Origin of the sequence: Larsenimonas suaedae, from assembly GCF_023712105.1 — a bacterium.
In the GTDB taxonomy this organism is placed as follows: domain Bacteria; phylum Pseudomonadota; class Gammaproteobacteria; order Pseudomonadales; family Halomonadaceae; genus Larsenimonas; species Larsenimonas suaedae.
Genome location: NZ_JAMLJI010000004.1, coordinates 247,497 through 267,320, shown reverse-complemented (window position 1 = coordinate 267,320; position 19,824 = coordinate 247,497). Strand labels below are relative to the sequence as shown.

Below are 19,824 nucleotides of genomic sequence, written 5' to 3'. Positions count from 1 at the left end.
ACGATGAGAGAGGCTTCTTGATGGATTGGATGGATATGGCATACCCCATGCCGGAACCGCGGTTATCCCACGCAGCCGCCAGGCGCAACCGCGATCCGATACTGACCGTGCTGCAATCGGTACTGCGTCAGAATGATCACGTGCTTGAAATCGCAAGCGGCAGCGGCGAGCACGTGGTGCACTTTGCCAAGGCCTTGCCGCACACAACCTGGCAGCCCAGTGACCCGACGCCACAGTCGCTGCGATCCATCCAGGCCTGGTGCGAGCATGAAGACGTCCAGAACGTGCTCTCGCCCATCGCCCTCGATGTCACCAACCGGAACTGGCCGACCATGAGCCTGCCGGTCAGTGCCATGGTCTGCATCAACATGCTGCATATCGCGCCCTGGGAGGCTTCGATCGCCTTGTTCGACAAGGCAAGCGAGCTGCTTCCCAGGGGCGCGCCGCTGACCATCTATGGGCCGTTCAAGCGCCACGGCGAGCACACCTCACTCGGCAATGAAGGCTTTGACACCCGGCTTCGTCGGGACGACCGCCGCTGGGGCGTGCGCGACCTCGATGGGGACGTGCTGCCGCTGGCCAGCAACGCGGGTTTCGAATTCGAAACGCTTCATGAAATGCCAGCCAACAACCTGATGGTGGTGTGGAAGAAACGCTAGCGCTCTGCCCGGTCGGCGTCGACGACCGCCTCTTTACCCGCGCGTGAAATGTAGCCACGTTCGAACGCATGGCAGGCCATCTTTTCACTGCTCGAGGCAAGAATCAGTTCGCATCCAGCGTCCTGCACCTTGGCCGCAAGCCGAGCGATGGACTGATCACGGTCTGACTGCTTGTGGACACTTCGGATGTAGATGGTCTTGATACGATTGGGATAACGCTCGACGATGTCGGCGTAAATTTCCGGATCACGCTGACCACTGTCACCGATCAGGACAAACGGCAGTTCGTCATAAAGCGAGAGCATGCTCTCGATCAGATGGGCCTTGTGATCCTCGGCCTTTTTCGGCAACGGATGCTGAAGAGTAAGCCCCCATTCCCGCAGGAACAGCACCGGCCCGGCTGGAATGTTGTTCAAGTGGAAAAACGCCTCGAGAATTTCATAGATGCTCCACGGCCCGCGCGACACGTAAAGCATGGGCCGCCCCGCATCGCCGGTCGCGCCTCCGTGAAGCGCCTGATAGAACGGCGCCACGCCCGGAAACGCCGTGCGTTCATCGGCCTTTTCCATGAATAACCGATACATCATCTTGATCTTGTTGGCGACGCCCGTGTACATCACGGTGTCATCAATGTCGCTTATAACCGCCAGATCAATGTCCGGTTTCGGCACATAGATGTCGGCCACTGCCGGCAGCGTTTCTTCCGTACCGAGCACCTTGAGTTCGGCCTTGTGCCAGACCGTATCGGTCGGCAGGCTCCGGCTCAGCGTGATATGGGCATAGAAATAACCGTCGCGGTCGGTGGTGACCACGCTCTCGTGATGACCGACGCTAATGGCCACCTCACGGTCTGCAAGCCCCCAGCGCACCATGCGGCGCACGATGTCAGCCATATCACGAAGTACCCCACTCTTGAGCGGAAGCCCAAGACTTGGCTGATGGAACACGCGCCCCATCAAAAAGATTTCACGCTGGGAACCGTACCCTCGGTACGGATAGATCAGGGTCCCGCCCTGGCCTCGGTCACCCTTGACTGGGCGGGCCAGTACCTTGAGCAGCTTGCGAAACGTATACTGCGCCACCCGTTTGTGTCGGGCCATGATGTCTCCTCAGGGGCGGGTTGCGCCGTTACCGATGTCGTGCGCTCAAGATAGGTGATCTTGCCCGGGTCTGCCGCACGATGGCTTTACCCTGCCGTTCTGACCCGCTCGAACTTGCCAGTTCTCTAATGAAAACGTGCAAGAAATGCGCATCGCCCGCCCGTGCATGGTACGCTTTGCAAAACCGCGCAATGAACACTCGTTTCAGACTGCGCCATGTCTCACACAAGGTTCCGGCCCCGCATGGTTCTTGAAGAGTTTTTTATTGAAGATGACGATCGTCGTATCGTCATCACCGCCGAACAGGCCAGTCGTTTTGCCAAGGAGATGGCCGGCGACTTCAATCCGATCCACAATCCCGGCGCCCGCCGCTTCTGTGTTCCGGGAGACCTTCTATTCTCGCTCGTGCTCGCCCGATTCGGCCTTTCGCCCTGCATGACGTTCTATTTCCGCGGCATGGTCGGCGACAGCGTACCGCTCACGTTCGAGGAAAGCGGTGAGACCATTACCGTTTCCGACGCCCGCGGCAAGGTCTACCTTCACGTGGACAGAAGCGGTGAGCCGACCTTCGACCCCACCGTCATCAGCGCGTTTACCCGACGCTACATCGCCTTTTCCGGTCGAAACTTCCCGCACTACCTACAGCCTCTGATGCAGGAACATGGGGTGATGTTCAACCCCGAACGGCCGCTGGTGATCTACGACAGCATGGGCTTTTGCCTGAACCGCCTCGACGCCGAAGCACCGACGCTTCACTTCGACAAGGCTTGGCTCGATGTAGCAGGCAAGCGCGCCGACGCCCACATGCATTTCGAAATGATCGCCGGCGACGAGCGCATCGGTACCGGCGAGAAAAAGCTGGTGGTCAGTGGCCTTCAGCCCTACTGCGACGAAACCATGCAAGGCATCATCTGCGACTTCAACAAGCTGAAGGCCGCAGCGACCGCTTAAGAACGGCAGCAGTGTTTTGACACCACGCCTGGGCCGGCACTGAGTACCGGCCCACCTTGCATCAAGGCCTAGCGGGCACCGCTTCCGCTGTTGCCGCTGTTACCACCATTACCTCGGTTCCCACGTCCGCCACGGCGGCGGCGACTCGGTTTCTTGGGCTCGTCAGTGCGCGCTTCGCTGGAGGCGTTCGACGACCGACCACCGCCGGAGGGCTTGCCACTGCCCTGCGCCGGCTTCTTGCGCTGAGGCTTCGGTCCACGCGGCGGATTCAAAAGCGGAAACTGGGTCTTGGCCCGCACGATGTCGAAGTCGGACATGTCGGTTTCGGGCAGGTTCGATTTGATCAGCTTTTCGATGCGCCTGAGCAAATCCTGCTCTTCCCGGTCCACCAGCGAAATCGCCTGACCTTCGGCGCCGGCGCGGCCGGTCCGGCCAATACGGTGCACGTAGTCGGCAGGCGTTGCCGGCAGCTCGAAATTGACCACCTGCGGCAGCTGATTGATGTCGATGCCGCGCGCGGCCACATCGGTCGCGACCAGCGCCGTGATGCTCTTTTCCTTGAAGCCCGAAAGCGCCTGGGTGCGCGCGTTCTGACTCTTGTTGCCGTGGATCGCGGCCGCGGTCAGCCCGGCCTGTTGAAGGCTGTAGGTGACCTTGTTGGCCATGTGCTTGGTGGCGGTAAACACCAGCACCTGATCCCAGTCACGCGACGTGATCAGGTGAATCAGCGCCGCCGCCTTGGCGCTTTTCTCAACGTGATAGACCGACTGATCGACGGTGCGCGCCGTACTGTTGCGTGGCGTCACGTCGATCTCGATCGGATTGGTCAGAAAGCCGGTCGCAAGCGTTCGAATCTCGCTTGAGAATGTGGCCGAGAACAGAAGCGTCTGGCGCTTGGAGGGCACCAGCTTCATCAGTTTCTTGATGTCGTGAATGAAGCCCATGTCGAGCATACGATCGGCTTCATCGAGCACCAGCGTCTCAACGCCATCAAGCGCCACGGCCTTCTGACCGATGAGGTCAAGAAGACGGCCCGGGCAGGCCACCAGCACATCCACGCCCTTGCCGAGCGCGCTGATTTGCGGGTTGGCGTTGACGCCGCCGAAGACCACGGTACTGGTAATCGGAGTTTCGAAGGCCTTGCCGAATTGCTCGACGACCTCGCCGACCTGCGCGGCAAGCTCTCGCGTCGGGGTCAGAATCAAGGCTCTGGGGCGGCGCGCCTGCGCCGGACGGTTTGCCGCGGCCAGTCGTTGAAGAATCGGCAGAGCGAAGCCTGCTGTCTTGCCGGTGCCGGTTTGCGCTGCGGCCAGCACATCGCGGCCCTCAAGGCCTTCGGGGATGGATTTGGCCTGGATCGGTGAAGGTGAAGAATAACCCGCGCGCTCAATCGCACGCAGAAGCTCGGGGCAAAGGCCCAGCTCGGAAAATGACATTAACGTAACCATCTCATGCCTGCCGCGCGGGCAAGCCATCTAGAAATCAAAAGGAAGGAATGATGCGGTGAAGGCTATAAGGGCCTTGAGCCAGAGCCGGCGGTGAGCCGACCATCGAGCGCGGATACCCGACATCACGGGCGTTTTAGAAAACGCGGAAGGCACATCCCTAGTACAAGGCAGTCACAATAACGCCCGGCGATGCCGGGCGCAAACGATTCCGGTCAAGTGTACGTTAGTCGAAATAACTGAACGTCTCACCGGGCGTGATGGCCAGCACGCTTTCATAGATCAGCCGGATCACGTTTTCGACGTCCTCCCGATGCACCATTTCAACCGTTGTGTGCATGTAGCGAAGCGGCAGCGAGATCAGCGCCGAAGCCACACCCTGATGGCTGTAGGCGAAGGAATCGGTGTCGGTGCCGGTGGCCCGCGAGGACGCCGCCCGCTGAAAGTCGATCTTGTGGGCCTGCGCCGTCTCGATGATGCGGTCTCTGAGCTTTTGCTGCACGGCCGGCGCATAGGCAATTACCGGGCCCTCGCCGAGCTTTAATGTGCCCTGCGTCTTTTGCTCGATCATCGGCGTGGTGGTGTCGTGAGTCACATCGGTCACGATCGCGACATTGGGCCGAATTCGTTCGGCGATCATCTGTGCGCCTCGAAGGCCAACCTCTTCCTGCACGGCGTTGACGATATAGAGCCCGAACTCGAGCGTTTTGCCGTTTTCCTTCAAAAGCCGCGCCACCTCGGCGATCATGACGCCGCCAATGCGGTTGTCGAGCGCCCGGCAGACGAACTTGTTTTCATTGAGAATGAAGAACTCGTCGGGGTAGGTGATGATGCAACCCACGTGTACTCCAAGCGCCTCGACCTCATCCTTCGACGTGCAACCCACATCGATGAAGATATTATCCGGCTTGGGCGCCTGCTCCTTCGAGCCATTGCTTCTCGTATGAATCGCCGGCCAGCCGAACACGCCCTCGACAATGCCATTGGCCGTATGGATGTTGACCCGTTTGGACGGTGCGATCTGATGATCGCTGCCGCCATTTCGCACCACATAAATCAGGCCGCTGTCGGTGATGTGGTTGACGTACCAGGAGATCTCATCGGCGTGACCTTCGATCACCACCTTGTACTCGGCGTCCGGGTTGATTACGCCGACGGCGGTGCCGTAGGTGTCGGTAATGAACTCATCGACGTATGGGCGCAGGTAGTCCATCCAGAGCTTCTGGCCGGTCCACTCCTGGGTCGTCGGGGAGGCGTTGTTTAAATAGCGTTCGAGAAATGCCATTGCCTGATCGTTCAGGGGCACTGCATTGGCCATACCGTTCATCCTTCTTACGCAATCAAGAGACGTGAAAAGAGTCTGACGCGCCATGATTCAATGTGCAAAGGCGCGCTCATGACAGCCAGTTTAGCGTGACATTGCTGCCGGCAAGCCAGAGAAAAACGCCCGCCAGCACCACCAGTCCGCCGGATACGCCAAGCGCCATGCGAATCGAGGTATTGCGCGAATCGCTCTCCCACGCCCGGGGTCGAATGCCCTTGGTCAGAAACACCACCTGCGCGGCCAGGTTGATCGCGACGATATTGACCACAACCGACACCAGCGCCCGGCCGCCCGACAGATAATTGCCGTCACCGATGAACAGTCCGAACGCCGCCAGCGGTGGCAGCAGCGCGGCAGCCACCATGACCCCGACCAGCGCCGACATCTTGCCGGAGGCCACCATCAGCGCCGCAGCGGCCCCCGAGGCCAACGGCAGGATCAGCGTCTGAAGACTCATCACGCCTGAAAAGTTCATCATCGAGTTATCGGGCGTTGCCCGGTAGATGAACCCGATCGCGACCCCTACGATGATCGAGACCGCAAGCCCTGCAAACAGTGAGCGCGCCGCGATCCACAAGAGCTCAAGGTTGCCAAGCGTTGAGCCGAATGCGAAGGCAAGAATCGGCCCGAGCAGCGGCGCAATCACCATCGCACCGATCACGACCGCCACCTGCCCCTGATTGAGACCAATCGCCGCCACGCAGGTCGCGAACGCCGTCATCAAAAGATAATCGAGGCTAAGCGTCGCCCCACTTCGAACCGACCCGTAGATTTCCTCTCGGGCGCTGGCCGTATTCTTCTGCTCGAGCCGCTCCTGCTCTTCCTCGTCGTCGACCTCGGGCAGATTGGCCTCGGTCGCAAGCGAAAATAACCGCCAGTTATCGCGGTCTTTCAATGTGTCGGAAAGGCTGTCCATGACGTCCTGCGCCTCGGCCTGATGCAGCGCAATGTAAAACGTCGCCCGCTCCCCCTCACCGCCGGGTGAGCTTTGCCACCACTCTTTAAGCTCGAGACTGTCGAGACATTTACGAATCGCCTTCTCGTCGTCGCGTGGCGCCATCAATTGAATCAAGCGATTAGCCATGGAACCTCCCTGAAAAGCCGAATAACCTAACCTACCCCAGCGCCGCCTGCCCAGCTATAAAAAAGACACAAGAATAGGCACATCAGATACAAGATCGGGCCGCGTTGAACGCCGGCCCGATATCGATCGTGCTTTTTAAACCGTGTGCCCAGGCTACTTAGTGGCCAAGCGCATGCATTTCGTGCTCGTAAGGCGCACGCGCAGCTGGCGCACTAGACGCGAACCAGCGCTCCGGCTTCATGGTTGCAAACAGCGTGGAGGCGACGCAGGCAAGCGCGACAGAGGCAATCTCGCCGCCATCCTCGACCCAACCAACGTCCATGGCATCGCCGCCGCCCAAAAGCATATGCAGCATATCGACCACGACCCCGCAGAACACCAGCAGCCCGAAACAGGCGCCGAACACGACCAGCATGCCGACATCGCCCTTGCGCCGACCAAGCCAGGCCCATAGAAAAATCAGCGCCATCGGAATGGCCGCCAGGCCCCAGCCGATCAGCTCACCCACATCCTGTGCTCGAAGCCCGTTCCAGCTCGAGGTGATGCCACGTTGATCCAGAAACGCGCCCACGTGCTCGTGATACATCATGGTGTCGTCGAACCAGACAAACGCGTACAGCGCGGCCAGCGCCAGAAACGCTCTGGAACCGTGGCGTGAGAAGCCCACCAGAAACATGAACACCGCCACCAGCATCAGCCCCTGGGCGTAACGATTGGGCAGCGACGACTCGGCGTGCAGCGACATCAACTCAGGCGGCAGTGCCAAACTTTCCCAGACAACGCCCATGAGAACGACGATGGTCGTGAAAGCGAGAATGACCTTGACGGCGGTTTTGAACAGAGGGTTATCCCGATACTCGCGTGAGACGAGATGAATGAACGCACCCATGGCTTTAAAGACTCCCTGTCTTTTTTATGACATAAATTTGTAACAATTCTGTCATGCTGTCTTCAGGAGTTCTGTGCCGATTTGTAGGGCACTGTCGCCAACGGTAAACACGTGCGTTTGCGTCTACGCTTGAGGCATCAAACCTCGGAGGGCGTTACCGTGAGCATGGAGCTTCATTTATTGGGCTGGACACTGATTCTGGCCGTGGTCCAAATCCTGTTGCCGGCCATGTGGCGCAACCGGGAAACCGGCGTCGAATACAACGCCGGCCCGCGCGACAAGGAAGGCCCACCGATGGGCAAGGTCACTGGCCGCCTCTTTCGAGCACAGCGCAATTTGTTCGAGACCTTGCCGCTGTTTATCGCGGCGGTGCTGATCGTTCATATAACGCATCAGGAAGGCGCCATGACCCTCTGGGGCTGCTGGCTCTACCTGCTGGCGCGCATCGTGTATGTGCCGCTCTACGCCCTCGGCATTCCTTGGGTGCGCTCACTGGTCTATATGGTCAGCATGTTTGGCCTGTTGCTTCTATTGCTCGCCGTGGTGTTCTAGCGCCACATGCGCAATGACGCCTTGCGCTCGAACACGTACAATACCTGCCAATACCTTGACGCCCCGTACCGGTCATCCCGGCCGGGGCCGATTCTTACCTCCCCCCGCGAGACGCTCCCGCTGTGCTTTCTACTGCCAATATCACCATGCAGTTCGGTCCCAAGCCGCTGTTTGAAAACGTATCCGTCAAATTCGGCGCCGGCCATCGCTATGGTCTGATCGGCGCCAACGGCTGCGGCAAATCCACCTTCATGAAAATTCTCGGGGGCGATCTCGAGCCGACCAGCGGCCAGGTCATGAAAGACCCCAATATTCGTCTGGGTAAACTTCGACAGGATCAGTTCGCGTTCGAAAGCGAACGCGTGATCGACACCGTCATCATGGGTCACGAAGCGCTTTGGCACATTGCCGCCGAACGCGAGCGTATCTACACCCAAAGCGAGATGAGCGAAGAAGACGGCATGAAGGTCGCCGAGCTTGAAGTGCAGTTCGCCGAGATGGACGGCTATACGGCCGAAGCCCGCGCCGGTGAGCTTCTGTTGGGCCTTGGCATTCCACTTGAACAGCACACCCAGCCCATGAGCGTGATCGCCCCGGGCTGGAAGCTGCGCGTCCTGCTCGCCCAGGCACTGTTCAGCGACCCGGACGTGCTTTTGCTCGACGAGCCGACCAACCACCTGGACATCAACACCATTCGCTGGCTCGAGGGCGTTTTGAGCGCGCGCAACTCGACCATGATCATCATTTCTCACGACCGCCACTTCCTGAACAGTGTCTGCACCCACATGGCAGACCTGGACTACGGCGAGCTCCGGCTGTTCCCGGGCAATTACGATGAGTACATGATCGCGGCCACCCAGGCGCGTGAACGCCTGCACGCCGACAACGCCAAGAAGAAGGCTGAAATCGCCGAGCTTCAGCAGTTCGTCAGCCGCTTCTCGGCCAATGCCTCCAAGGCCAAGCAGGCCACCTCGCGCCAGCGCAAGATCGACAAGATTCAGCTCGAGGAGGTTAAACCCTCCTCACGGGTCAGCCCCTTCATTCGCTTCGAGCAGACCCGAAAGGTTCACCGTCAGGCACTCACCGTCGACAAGCTCAAGAAAGCCTGGGGCGACAACGTGCTGTTCGACCGCCTAAGCCTTCAGGTCGACGCCGGCGAGCGGGTCGCGATCATTGGGCCCAACGGCATCGGCAAGACCACGCTTCTGAACTGCCTGGTCGGCGCGATGACGCCGGACGAAGGCGAGGTCAAATGGACCGACGCCGCCGAGGTCGGCTACTTCGCCCAGGACCACGCGGACGATTTTCGCGGCGGAGAGACCCTCTTCGACTGGATGGGCCAGTGGACAAGCGAAGGCGAGCAGATGGTGCGCGGCGCCCTCGGTCGGATGCTGTTTTCCAACGACGACATCGGCAAATCGGTCAAGGTCATTTCCGGTGGCGAACAGGGCCGGATGCTGTTTGGAAAGCTGGCGCTTCAAAAGCCCAACGTGCTGGTGATGGACGAGCCGACCAACCACCTCGACATGGAATCCATCGAAGCGCTCAACCTGGCGCTAGATAACTACCCCGGCACCCTGATTTTTGTAAGCCATGACCGTGAATTCGTCGGCTCGCTGGCCACTCGCATTCTCGACATGACAGGCGATCGCGTCATTGACTTCAGCGGCAGCTACGACGACTACCTCAGAAGCCAGGGCATCCACGGCTGACACTGCCCCCAGGCCCTGGCTGAACAAAGCTGCGCCCCGCTCCGGTTCATGCCGGAGCGGGGCGCAGATCATTTCGGCCCGATGTGCAGGGCGCGGTTTTAGAAGGTCGTCCAGTCGTCGTCGGCAGTGGCTGTCTCGGCCCGCGCGGCCTGTCTGGGCGCCGTTTTCGCGCTCTTGGGCTCATCGACTCTGGTCACGTTCGAGGTTTGGGTGGAAGCGGTCGTTCTTGCGCGAGGCGCAGGCGCGGAGGATGCCATCGCCCGGTGAGCACCTTCGCCATCGAGCTTGAAGAACGCGATCTGCTCCATGAGCGAACGCGCCTGATCGTTCAGTGACTGGCTTGCCGCACTGGACTCTTCAACCAGGCTCGCGTTTTGCTGAGTGACGTTGTCCATCTGCGAGATCGCGGTGTTGATCTGCTCGATGCCCTGAGACTGTTCGCGGCTCGCGTGCGCGATTTCGGTCACAAGCGATTGCACCCGCTTAACCCCCTCGACGATCTCACCCAGGGACTCACCGGCCTGATTGACCAGCCTGGAGCCCGCCTCGACCCGATCGACACTTTGATCGACCAGCTGCTTGATCTCCTTGGCCGCATCGGCACTGCGGCTGGCAAGCGTTCGGACCTCACCGGCCACCACCGCGAAGCCCCGGCCCTGCTCGCCGGCCCGCGCCGCCTCGACCGCGGCGTTCAGCGCAAGCAGGTTGGTCTGGAACGCGATTTCATCGATCAGGCTGATAATGCCGGAAATCTGCTGGCTGGAGGCATTGATGTCCGCCATGGCGGCCACCGCCTGCTGGGCTACGTTACCGCCGTCATGAGCGGTATTGCTGACTTCGCCCACCAGCGTATTGGCGATCGAGGCATTTTCGGCGTTCTGACGCACGGTCGAGGTCATCTCATCCATCGAGGCCGCAGTCTGTTCAAGGCTCGCCGCCTGCTCCTGCGTTCGGCGATTCAAGTCGTCGTTGCCGCTCGAAATTTCCTGCGAGCCAAGCGATACGCCTTCAACGCTTGAACGTACGGTCGTGACCACCCCGGTCAGCCGGTTACGCATGTCGACCAGCGCATCAAGCATCTGCCCGAACTCATCCTTGCAGGTGACGTTGATGCGCGCATTCAGGTTGCCCTCGGCAAGTTCGGTGGCGAAATCTCGCGCCTTGGAAAGCGGCGTGATGATGCCGCGCACCAGCCAGAACGCCAGCGCAATCGCTGAGATGATCGACAGCACCATGGCCGCGACCGAGAGCGTCCGCAGCGTTGCGTAGCTCTCTTTACTGTCGACGAAGTTTTCCGCGGCCAATCGCTCGTTGATTACAATCAGATCGGTCAATTGCTCGATGATGGCGCTGTATTCGCCCTCAAGCTCTGTATCCAGAAGCGAGCGAGCGCCGTCGAAATTACCAGCGGCGGCCAGCGTCATCGCGCGGTCAAGGCTCGCGCGAAGCTCTGGCAGCTCCTTCTGGAATGCGTCGATACCGGCACGCTCCTCCGGCGCGGGGGTGCCGGAGGATAGATAGGTCGTCCACTGCTCATCGACGCGCTCGGCTAACCCGGTCATGGTCTGTCGGATGGCGGGCACCGCGCTGGCATCATTGAGCAACAGCGCCGTGGTCACTTGCGTACGGTTCATCAACAAATTGGCCCGCACCGAGCCCAGCGCTCGAATCGGTATCAAACTCTCCTCATAGGACTCGCGGAGGTCTTCCTGACCGCTGCTTGCACTGAATAATCCCAGCGAGCCAATTGCAACCAACAGGACAACGAGAAAGGCCATAGAGGCCGTCAGACGTGCTTTGACACTTCGAGTGAGAAACATGGTGAAACCCCGTGACATGTTCTTTTTATGTTCACGGCACTGATAACCCCGTCGCTACGGCATACCGTGCCCCGCCATCGGCCGCATTAAGACCGGCTCCAGTGCTATCGGCACGCCACCCGACACTCTTCAGTATTATCTAAAGCTCCACAGTAGTTACACGCTTCCCATTCCACGACCCTTCGCGTCAATCCGGCAGATTTTCCGGGCCAAACGAATCCGGCAGCAGCGCTTCCATCGAATAGCGCTTGAGCACCTCGCCCTCACCACTCACGACCACGATCTCGGTATCAACCGTTGCAAATTCACGAATGCGCTGGCGGCAATCACCACAGGGCGTGCACAACGCCTCACCCGGGCCCATCACGACCACGCGGGCAAGGGTGGTACTGCCGGTCTGAGAGACCATTGAGGCAATCGCACTGGCCTCGGCGCAAAGCCCCTTGTAGTTCGCAATTTCCACATTGCACCCAGTGAATTGCCGCCCTTGATCATCCTCGACCAATGCCGCCACTGGATGGTTGGAGTACGGCGTATAGGCGTGATTTCGAGCCGTGATCAGGCATTGGATTTCGGTGTGACTCACTGACATGGCTGTCTCCTTGAGGTAGGCCAAGCACCCGCCGGAGCGGCACCTGACTATAAGTTAAAAAAAAGAATCTAAAGAAGTGCGTGTGAATGTCGTTACTCCACAAGCACTTGCATCAACCAGAACGGTCGGTGTCCTCATCATCGCCTCACGCGAGGCGTGTTTCAAAGCGGGTTATAAAAAGAGAGCTTTAAATGACATTCAAGACCCTTGCCGCCCTCGTCGGCACCTGTGCGGCCCTGACGCTGACCGGCTGCGCTTCCATCGTTGGCGACAGCGACCAGAGCGTGACCATCAACAGTACGCCGTCCAATGCCAATGTCGTTATTACTGACGAAACGGCCAAGCGGGTTTTTACCGGCACTACACCGACCACCGTCACACTCAAGAAGTCCGACGGCAGCTATTTCGGTGGCAAGACCTACCACGTTGAACTCAAGAAAGAGGGCTATGCCCCGCGCACGGTGGATCTAACCACGTCGGCGAACGGCTGGTACATTGGCGGCAACATCTTGTTTGGCGGTCTTATTGGCTGGCTAATCGTCGACCCCTTCAACGGCGGTATGTACACCCTTTCACCGGATGAAGTGGACGCCGATCTGGGCGACGCTGTGGCCCTTGAAGGCGAGCAGAAATCGCTCAACCTCGTCATGATCGAGGATGTGCCCGAAGCCATGAAAGGCAAGCTGGTCAAGGTCGGTCAGATCTGATTCGGCTCCGGTATACCGAGCCCTTGCTCGGTATACCTTTAACTTGAGCCATCACCCGAGACACCCTTAAGCTTGAGCGCCGCCGCAAGCGCGACACTTAAAAGCACCCCGATAAACAAGGCCACCCCCGGCCATCCCTGCCAGTGCCAGAACACACCACCAAGCGTACCCGCCAAGCTCGAGCCCAGATAATAGCTGAATAGATAAAGCGATGAGGCTTGCCCTCGCGCTTGACGCGCGCGCTGCCCGACCCAGCCGCTTGCGACCGAGTGCGCGGCAAAGAAGCCGAACGTGAACACCAGCATCCCAACAAGAATCGCCCAGGACGGCGTCAGAAGTGTGATCGCAAGCCCTGTCATCATGACCACGATAAAGACCCAAAATACCCGCGGTCGGCCGAGTCGATCCGCCAGCGCCCCCGCCCAGGCCGAGCTGTAGATGCCGGAGAGGTAGACGATCGACATCACCCCAACCACGGCCTGACTGAAATGATACGGCGGGCCGAGCAGACGATAGGCGACGTAATTAAACAGCGTCACGAAGCTGCCCATCAGCAGAAACCCCTCCAGAAACAGCCAGGGAAGCCCGGCATCGCGAAGATGCATTCGCGAGGCCGACACAAGGCTTTTAAGGCTGAATGGCCGCGACTCGAAATGCCGTGAGGGCGGCAGCAGGCGTGTAAACAGAAGCGCCGTGATCAGACACAGCCCCCCCATGATCGCAAGCACCCAACGCCAGTGCAGCCAATCGACCAACACGCCACTGATCAAGCGACCGCCCATGCCCCCGATGGCGCTGCCACCGATGTAGAGCCCCATCGAGACACCGACGAAGCGTGGCGCGATTTCCTCGCTCAAATACGTCATGGCGACCGCACACAGCCCCGACAGCGACAGCCCCGCCAACGCCCGCATCACCAGCACCAGCGGCCAGTTGGGCATCAGTGCAGCGGCAAGCGTGCAGGCAGCGGCGCCAAACAGCGCCGTGACCATGATGCCCTTGCGCCCGATGGCATCTGAAAGCGCCCCGGTGATCAAAAGCCCGACCGCCAGCGCCGCGGTCGCGACCGAAAGCACCAGGCTGCCTTCGGTTGCGGTAATGCCGAACGCGCTTGAAAAGCGCGGCATCATCGGCTGTACGCAATAAAGGAGCGCAAAGGTCGAAAACGCGCCCAGAAACAACGCAAGCATGGTCGCTCGGTAGCCAGACGTGCCTTTCTCAATGAACGCGGCCTCGGCGGGGGGCACTGAGGCCGCTTCCTGTTCGCTGTGCATCACACCCTCGTTTTGATGATTGAAACCCAAACGATAGATCGGGTCGTTACGCCCTGCCCATCGGCTGCGGTCTCTTTTTTCAGAAACGCAACCAAGCAAACCAGTGCACGGCCTCTTTCGTTTGAACGCATTTCGGACCCGCACACCTGAGGCCATCGACGCCATCAGCGACCGCTTCCTGAAAGCTGACCAACGCGTCAATTAAATAAAAGGCTAGACTATCCGACAACGCAGTATTCATCACGCTTTGACAAGCCATCGACAACATGAAACGTTGTCGCTCCAATAAAAACTGACAGATCAGCCAACAAGACTTCGACTCATGAACACATCTTCTGACAACATCGCCCGCGCGAAGGGCGATCACGGCTTTTTCGGCCACCCTCGGGCGCTTGGGCCCCTTTTCTTTACCGAACTCTGGGAGCGCTTTTCCTACTACGGCATCCGGCCCCTGCTGGTGCTGTTCATGGCGGCCACGCTTCAAGACGGCGGCCTTGGCTTTTCAAGCACCACCGCCTCGGCGATTGTCGGCATCTTTGCAGGCACCCTGTACCTTGCGACCCTGCCCGGCGGCTGGCTTGCCGATAACTGGCTGGGGCAGCAGCGCGCCGTCTGGTATGGCTCCCTGATCATTGCCCTTGGCCACCTGTGCATCGCGCTGTCGGCACTGTTGGGAGCGCCGGTGTTCTTTCTGGGGCTTGCCTTCATCGTTGCAGGCTCGGGGCTTTTCAAGACCTGCATCTCGGTCATGGTCGGCACGCTGTACGGGGAAGGTGATGCCCGACGCGATGGCGGCTTCGCCATCTTCTACATGGGCATCAACATCGGCGGGCTGGTTGCGCCCCTCATTACCGGCGTTTTGATGAAGCAGCTCGGCTGGCACTGGGGCTTCGGCATCGGCGGCATCGGCATGCTGGTCGCACTTGCCATCTTCCGATTGAGCGCGGTACCGGCCATGAAGCGCGGTGATCAGCTGAGAAACCGCGAAGCCACCTGGGATGGCCCGGCAGTCAAGCGCGAAGGCGTCGGGCGCTGGGTAGCCGGCATCATGGCCGTTGTCGCGGTGGCGGTCGGGCTGACCATGGCCGGCTATATTCCGCTCGACCCGGTGGCCATTGCCACCTCGATGACCACCGTCATCATCGTCTGTGCGCTCGGCTACTTCATCTTTCTGGCCTTTTTCAACGGCCTGTCCGGGGAGGAACGGCTTCGCGTCGGCGTCTGTTTTCTGCTGGTGGCCGCCGCGGCCTGCTTCTGGGCCTCCTTCGAACAGCAGCCCACGTCCTACAACCTGTTCGGCCGAGACTTCACCGACCGCATGATCGGTGACTTTCAGATCCCGACGGTCTGGATTCAGTCACTCAATCCCTTTTTCATCATCGTGCTCGGGCCGCTGTTTGGCTGGCTGTGGCCGGCGCTGGGCCGACGCGGTCTCGAGCCCGGTAGCCCGATGAAGTTCGTGATGGGGCTTCTGTTTGCCGCCGGCGGATTCGGCCTGATGGTGCTGGCGGCGCAGCGTGTCGTGGGTGGCACAGAAGCCGTGTCGCTCTGGTGGATCACCGGCAGTATCTTTCTGCTGACCCTTGGGGAGATGTGCCTGAGCCCGGTCGGGCTTTCCAGCATGAGCGCTCTGGCGCCGTTCAAGATGCGGGGCCAGGTCATGGGGCTCTGGTTCACGGCCTCGGCGCTTGGCAATCTGGTGGCCGGACTGATCGGCGGGCACGTCAACCCGGAAGAAATCACCCAGTTGCCGGAACTGTTCGGACGCTGCGCCCTGGCACTGATCATCTGTGCGGCAGCCTTGATGCTGCTCGTGCCGGTGATGAAGCGTTACCTGGGTCATCTGGGCACGATCAACCCGAAAGGAACGACGGCCGAACAAACGACCTGACCTCTCCGTTCCTGCTAAAAAGGCGGCCTCCAGGGCCGCCTTTTTCATGGGGAACATCTTAAGTGGCTTAGAAGGTTTCCCAGTCGTCGCTGTCGGTAACGGCTTCCCGCACCGGGGCCTTCTTGGCCGGCGCCGAGGCACGTACCGGGCGCGCCGAGGGGACCGGTGAGACAGAAGCCACCGGTCTGGCAGGCACCGAGCGTTCGCTCACGGCAGCGGGCCGGCTCTCGGCAGAGGCATCCAGCGTGAAGGTGGCCATCAGCGCTGCGAGTCGCTCGGCTTCCTCCTGCATCAGCTTGCTTGCCGCCGCCGACTGCTCGACCAGCGCCGCGTTCTGCTGGGTCCCCTGGTCCATGTCGGTAATGGCGAGATTGGTCTGATCGATGCCGGCGGTCTGCTCCCGCGCGGCTTCGGAAATCTCGGAAATCAGATCCGACACCCGCGAGACCGAGCTTACGATTTCATTGAGCGTCTCGCCGGATTCACGCACCAGCGCCGTACCCTCATCGATACGTGCGCCGCTCTGCTCGACCAGCGACTTGATGTCGTCGGTGGCCTTGGCCGCGCGCTGGGCAAGCTCTCGCACTTCAGAGGCAACGACCGCGAAACCCCGGCCGTGTTCACCGGCCCGAGCCGCCTCGACCGCCGCGTTGAGCGCCAGCAGGTTGGTCTGGAAGGCGATGCCTTCGATCATGCTGACGATGTCGGTGATCTGCTTGCTGGACTCGTGAATGCCGCCCATCGCTTCGATCGCTTTTTCCATCACTTCGCCACCACGCTGGGCGTCCTTGCGCGCAGAAGACGCCTGCTGATCGGCGGCGCGGGCGCTTTCGGCGGTTTGTTTGACGGTGGCGGTGATCTGTTCCATCGAGGCCGCGGTCTCCTCGAGGCTTGCCGCCTGAGATTGAGTGCGGTCGGAAAGATCGTTGTTGCCCTGAGCAATTTCGGCGCTGCTTGAGGTGACGGTCTGGGCGCTGTTACGCACCTGAGAGACCATGTCGCCGAGCTGGACCCGCATGATCTGAAGCTGGCCGAGCAGGCTGTTTTCGGGGTAGGCGGTACCGGAGCGGTCGACCAGATCGCCCTTGGCGATCTGGCGCGCCATGGTCACGGCGTCGTTGGGCTCACCGCCGAGAACGCGTTTGATCGCGCGCATGTTCCAGAGAATGATGCCGGACAACAGCAGTGCCAACAGCAGGCTACTTAAAAGTGATGACAGGAACGCGGTCTTGAGGTCGCTCAGATAAAGGCCTGATGCCAAGTGCCAGTCCCAGGGTTTGAAATACTCGGTGTAGCCAAGTTTCGGCTCCGGCGTGGTCTCGCCGGGCTTGGGCCACACGAACTCGATAAAGCCACCGCCCTGCTTGAGGCCGTTGTCCACCATGATGTCGTAGGTCGGCTTGCCTTTCTGATCCGTCTTGCCTGCGACGTTCTGGCCATTAAGCTCCGGAAGGATCGGGTGCATCACGACGCTTGGCTTGGAATCAAACACGAACACATAGCCCGACCCCTCATTCCAGCGCATGGCATTGAGCTGGGACAACGCGTTGGCCTTGGCCTGTTCGGTTGAAATCTCGCCGCGCTGAGCCCGTTCGTACTCGGCGTTCACCAGCGTGGTCGCGATCTCGACGTTGGTTTGAAGCAAGTGGCGCTTTTCATCGAAACGCTGCGACCGCGCGTTGTTGGCCTCATACAGGCTATACACGATCATGCTTACGATGACGCTCGCCAGAATAAGAATCATGCGGGCGCGCATGGTCTCGATTTTCATCCGGTGCTCCTACGGTTTCAGAAGGGAGAAATGCCAGTAACGGCCAAAGCGCCCGCAATCTTTGGGGTCCTGTCGACTAAATAGAACGATATGACCGACTTTTTTGACGGCACTTACTGCCCACATACCGGACATCGGTGCACATCGGCTATGCTTTGCGCCTGGATTCAATTGTTTTGGAGTGTTTCATGTCCGCCCACACCCAGCGCCTCGACGCACTACGCCACGCCATGCAGGCTCATCGATTCGATGGCTGGTGGTTGCCCTCTGACGACCCGCATCTTTCCGAGTACCTGCCGGCGCACTGGCAGGGCCGGGCGTGGCTTTCAGGGTTCACCGGGTCGGTCGGGCTGCTTACGGTCACTCAGGACAAGGCCGCCCTCTGGGTCGATAGCCGCTATTGGGTGCAGGCGGAGCAGCAGCTCGCCGGCAGCGGCATCGCGCTCGAGAAATGGTCACCTCGCGACGCCGAAGCGCCGATGCAGTGGTTTGTCACGCACCTGCCCAAGAACAGCCGCGTCGGCGCCGATGGCGCGGTGCTGTCGCTCAAGGAAGCGCGCACGCTCAACGACGTTCTGCAGCCGGCAAGCCTAAAGCTCGATACCACAACTGATCTGCTTGATCACATCTGGTCGGAGCGCCCGGCGCTGCCCAACGCTCCGATCTACTGCCACGACAGCCAGTGGGTGGGCGAGTCCACCAAGGAAAAGCTGTCCTCACTTCGGAGCGCGATGACGGATCAGGGCGCCGACGCGCACCTGTTGTCCGCGCTCGATGACATTGCCTGGCTAACCAACCTCCGCGGCAGCGACGTTGAGTACAACCCGATCTTTCTGGCGCACATGCTCATTACCCAGGACCAGGCGACGCTCTTTGTCGAGGGCGACCGACTCGAGCGCGAGGCGCGCTCGGCCCTCGAACAGGCAGGTATCGAGGTCGCACCGTATGAGAACGCGGCCCGCCAGGTCGCTGAGCTGTCGCCCTCGAGCCATGTCCTGATCGACCCCTCGAAGCTGACGCTTTTGCTGGCAGACGCCGTCCCTGAAAGCGCCGACCTGATCGAGGCAAGCCAGCCCACCACGCTTGCCAAGAGCCGCAAGGGAGAAATGGAGCTTGCCCACGTTCGAGACGCGATGGAAGACGACGGCGTGGCGCTGTGTGAGTTCTTTGCCTGGCTCGATGAGGCGCTGGCCCAAGGCGAGGCGGTCTCGGAGCTGACCATCGACGAGCGCCTTCGCGAGGAGCGCCAGAAGCGCCCGAATTTTGTCGGCGAAAGCTTCCCGACCATCGCAGGTTTCAACCAGAACGGCGCCCTGCCCCATTACCGCGCAACCGAGGAAGCGTTCAGCCACATTACGGGCAAGGACGGCCTGCTTCTGATCGATTCCGGCGGGCAGTACCTGGGCGGCACCACCGACATCACGCGGATGGTCCCGGTCGGCCACCTCAACTCGAGCCAGCGCGATGGCGTCACCCGGGTGCTCAAGGGGCTGATTGCGCTGTCCTCGGCGCACTTTCCAGAAGACATTCCCGCCCCGCAGCTCGATGCCATCGCGCGCAATCCGCTCTGGCAGGCGGGGCTTGATTACGGCCACGGCACCGGCCATGGCGTCGGGTACTTCCTGAACGTCCACGAGGGGCCGCAGGTGATTTCCTGGCAGGCCGGCGCCGCACCGCGCACCGCCATGAAAGCCGGCATGATCACCTCCATCGAACCCGGGCTTTACCGTGAAGGGCAGTGGGGGGTGCGTATCGAAAACCTCGTGGTTAACCGCACTACCACCCACAACGAATTCGGTCGTTTTCTCGAGTTCGAAACCCTGACGCTGTGCCCGATCGACACCCGCACGCTCAATCTGCTGCTCTTGAATGAGGAAGAACGCGCCTGGCTCAACCACTACCACAGCGTCGTCCACGAGCGCTTGAGCGCCCGTCGAATGACGACGCGGGCGCTGGAATGGCTGCAGCGCCGAACGCTTCCGGTCTGAGGAAAAAAGGCGGGCATATCGCGCCGGCAAGCGCTCGATGAGAGGCGTGCCGGCGCGTTCAGTTC

At 60.4% G+C, this 19,824-nt stretch carries 16 protein-coding genes; 7 read left to right on the top strand and 9 right to left on the bottom strand.

Annotation, left to right across the window (positions count from 1 at the left end; all coding sequences use genetic code 11):
* The first annotated feature begins 35 nt into the window (after nt 1-35).
* On the top strand, nt 36-659 hold the full coding sequence (locus tag NAT49_RS12890; protein WP_251594857.1) for a DUF938 domain-containing protein: 624 nt from the start codon (nt 36-38) through the stop codon (nt 657-659).
* Here NAT49_RS12890 and NAT49_RS12885 read toward each other — a convergent pair.
* Nucleotides 656-1,759: an App1 family protein phosphatidate phosphatase gene (locus NAT49_RS12885; RefSeq protein ID WP_251594855.1), complete on the bottom strand. Its 1,104-nt coding sequence runs from the start codon at nt 1,757-1,759 to the stop codon at nt 656-658. The genes NAT49_RS12890 and NAT49_RS12885 overlap by 4 nt on opposite strands.
* A gap of 243 nt (nt 1,760-2,002) precedes the next feature.
* Here NAT49_RS12885 and NAT49_RS12880 point away from each other — a divergent pair, with 243 nt between their 5' ends.
* On the top strand, nt 2,003-2,710 hold the full coding sequence (locus NAT49_RS12880; RefSeq protein WP_251594852.1) for a DUF3581 family protein: 708 nt from the start codon (nt 2,003-2,005) through the stop codon (nt 2,708-2,710).
* Between the two features lie 68 nt (nt 2,711-2,778).
* On the opposite strand, the gene NAT49_RS12875 is transcribed toward NAT49_RS12880, so the two are convergent.
* The 4 genes from NAT49_RS12875 to NAT49_RS12860 form a co-directional block, all read right to left on the bottom strand.
* Entirely contained in the window at nt 2,779-4,146 is a 1,368-nt protein-coding gene (locus tag NAT49_RS12875) for a DEAD/DEAH box helicase (RefSeq protein ID WP_251594850.1), read from the bottom strand.
* 235 nt (nt 4,147-4,381) lie between these two features.
* On the bottom strand, nt 4,382-5,473 hold the full coding sequence (locus NAT49_RS12870) for a M42 family metallopeptidase (RefSeq protein WP_251594848.1): 1,092 nt from the start codon (nt 5,471-5,473) through the stop codon (nt 4,382-4,384).
* Between the two features lie 76 nt (nt 5,474-5,549).
* The gene (locus NAT49_RS12865) at nt 5,550-6,563 is read right to left on the bottom strand and encodes a TIGR00341 family protein (protein WP_251594847.1); all 1,014 of its coding nucleotides are present in this window, start codon (nt 6,561-6,563) and stop codon (nt 5,550-5,552) included.
* Nucleotides 6,564-6,720: 157 nt separating this feature from the next.
* Nucleotides 6,721-7,452, bottom strand: a complete 732-nt coding sequence (locus NAT49_RS12860; RefSeq protein WP_251594845.1) for a DUF8692 domain-containing protein — start codon at nt 7,450-7,452, stop codon at nt 6,721-6,723.
* Between the two features lie 165 nt (nt 7,453-7,617).
* On the opposite strand from NAT49_RS12860, the gene NAT49_RS12855 reads away from it, so the two are divergent.
* Complete coding sequence (locus tag NAT49_RS12855) at nt 7,618-8,004, top strand: MAPEG family protein (RefSeq protein ID WP_251595252.1); 387 nt, start codon at nt 7,618-7,620, stop codon at nt 8,002-8,004.
* A 122-nt stretch (nt 8,005-8,126) separates the two neighbouring features.
* Nucleotides 8,127-9,716, top strand: coding sequence for an ABC-F family ATPase (locus NAT49_RS12850; RefSeq protein WP_251594843.1), 1,590 nt, complete (start codon nt 8,127-8,129; stop codon nt 9,714-9,716).
* Nucleotides 9,717-9,814: 98 nt separating this feature from the next.
* Here NAT49_RS12850 and NAT49_RS12845 read toward each other — a convergent pair whose 3' ends face one another.
* Together NAT49_RS12845 and cdd are read right to left on the bottom strand one after the other, a co-directional pair.
* Nucleotides 9,815-11,536: a methyl-accepting chemotaxis protein gene (locus tag NAT49_RS12845; protein WP_285836138.1), complete on the bottom strand. Its 1,722-nt coding sequence runs from the start codon at nt 11,534-11,536 to the stop codon at nt 9,815-9,817.
* A gap of 187 nt (nt 11,537-11,723) precedes the next feature.
* Nucleotides 11,724-12,128, bottom strand: coding sequence for a cytidine deaminase (cdd, locus tag NAT49_RS12840; RefSeq protein ID WP_251594839.1), 405 nt, complete (start codon nt 12,126-12,128; stop codon nt 11,724-11,726).
* Nucleotides 12,129-12,319: 191 nt separating this feature from the next.
* Here cdd and NAT49_RS12835 point away from each other — a divergent pair, with 191 nt between their 5' ends.
* On the top strand, nt 12,320-12,835 hold the full coding sequence (locus NAT49_RS12835) for a hypothetical protein (RefSeq protein WP_251594837.1): 516 nt from the start codon (nt 12,320-12,322) through the stop codon (nt 12,833-12,835).
* Between the two features lie 38 nt (nt 12,836-12,873).
* Here the strand turns inward: NAT49_RS12835 and NAT49_RS12830 are convergent, their stop codons facing one another.
* Complete coding sequence (locus NAT49_RS12830; protein WP_251594835.1) at nt 12,874-14,109, bottom strand: MFS transporter; 1,236 nt, start codon at nt 14,107-14,109, stop codon at nt 12,874-12,876.
* Between the two features lie 322 nt (nt 14,110-14,431).
* On the opposite strand from NAT49_RS12830, the gene NAT49_RS12825 reads away from it, so the two are divergent.
* Complete coding sequence (locus tag NAT49_RS12825) at nt 14,432-16,000, top strand: peptide MFS transporter (protein ID WP_251594833.1); 1,569 nt, start codon at nt 14,432-14,434, stop codon at nt 15,998-16,000.
* A 67-nt stretch (nt 16,001-16,067) separates the two neighbouring features.
* On the opposite strand, the gene NAT49_RS12820 is transcribed toward NAT49_RS12825, so the two are convergent.
* Nucleotides 16,068-17,771, bottom strand: coding sequence for a methyl-accepting chemotaxis protein (locus NAT49_RS12820; protein ID WP_251594831.1), 1,704 nt, complete (start codon nt 17,769-17,771; stop codon nt 16,068-16,070).
* 188 nt (nt 17,772-17,959) lie between these two features.
* Here NAT49_RS12820 and NAT49_RS12815 point away from each other — a divergent pair, with 188 nt between their 5' ends.
* The gene (locus NAT49_RS12815; protein ID WP_251594829.1) at nt 17,960-19,759 is read left to right on the top strand and encodes an aminopeptidase P family protein; all 1,800 of its coding nucleotides are present in this window, start codon (nt 17,960-17,962) and stop codon (nt 19,757-19,759) included.
* Nucleotides 19,760-19,824 lie beyond the last annotated feature (65 nt).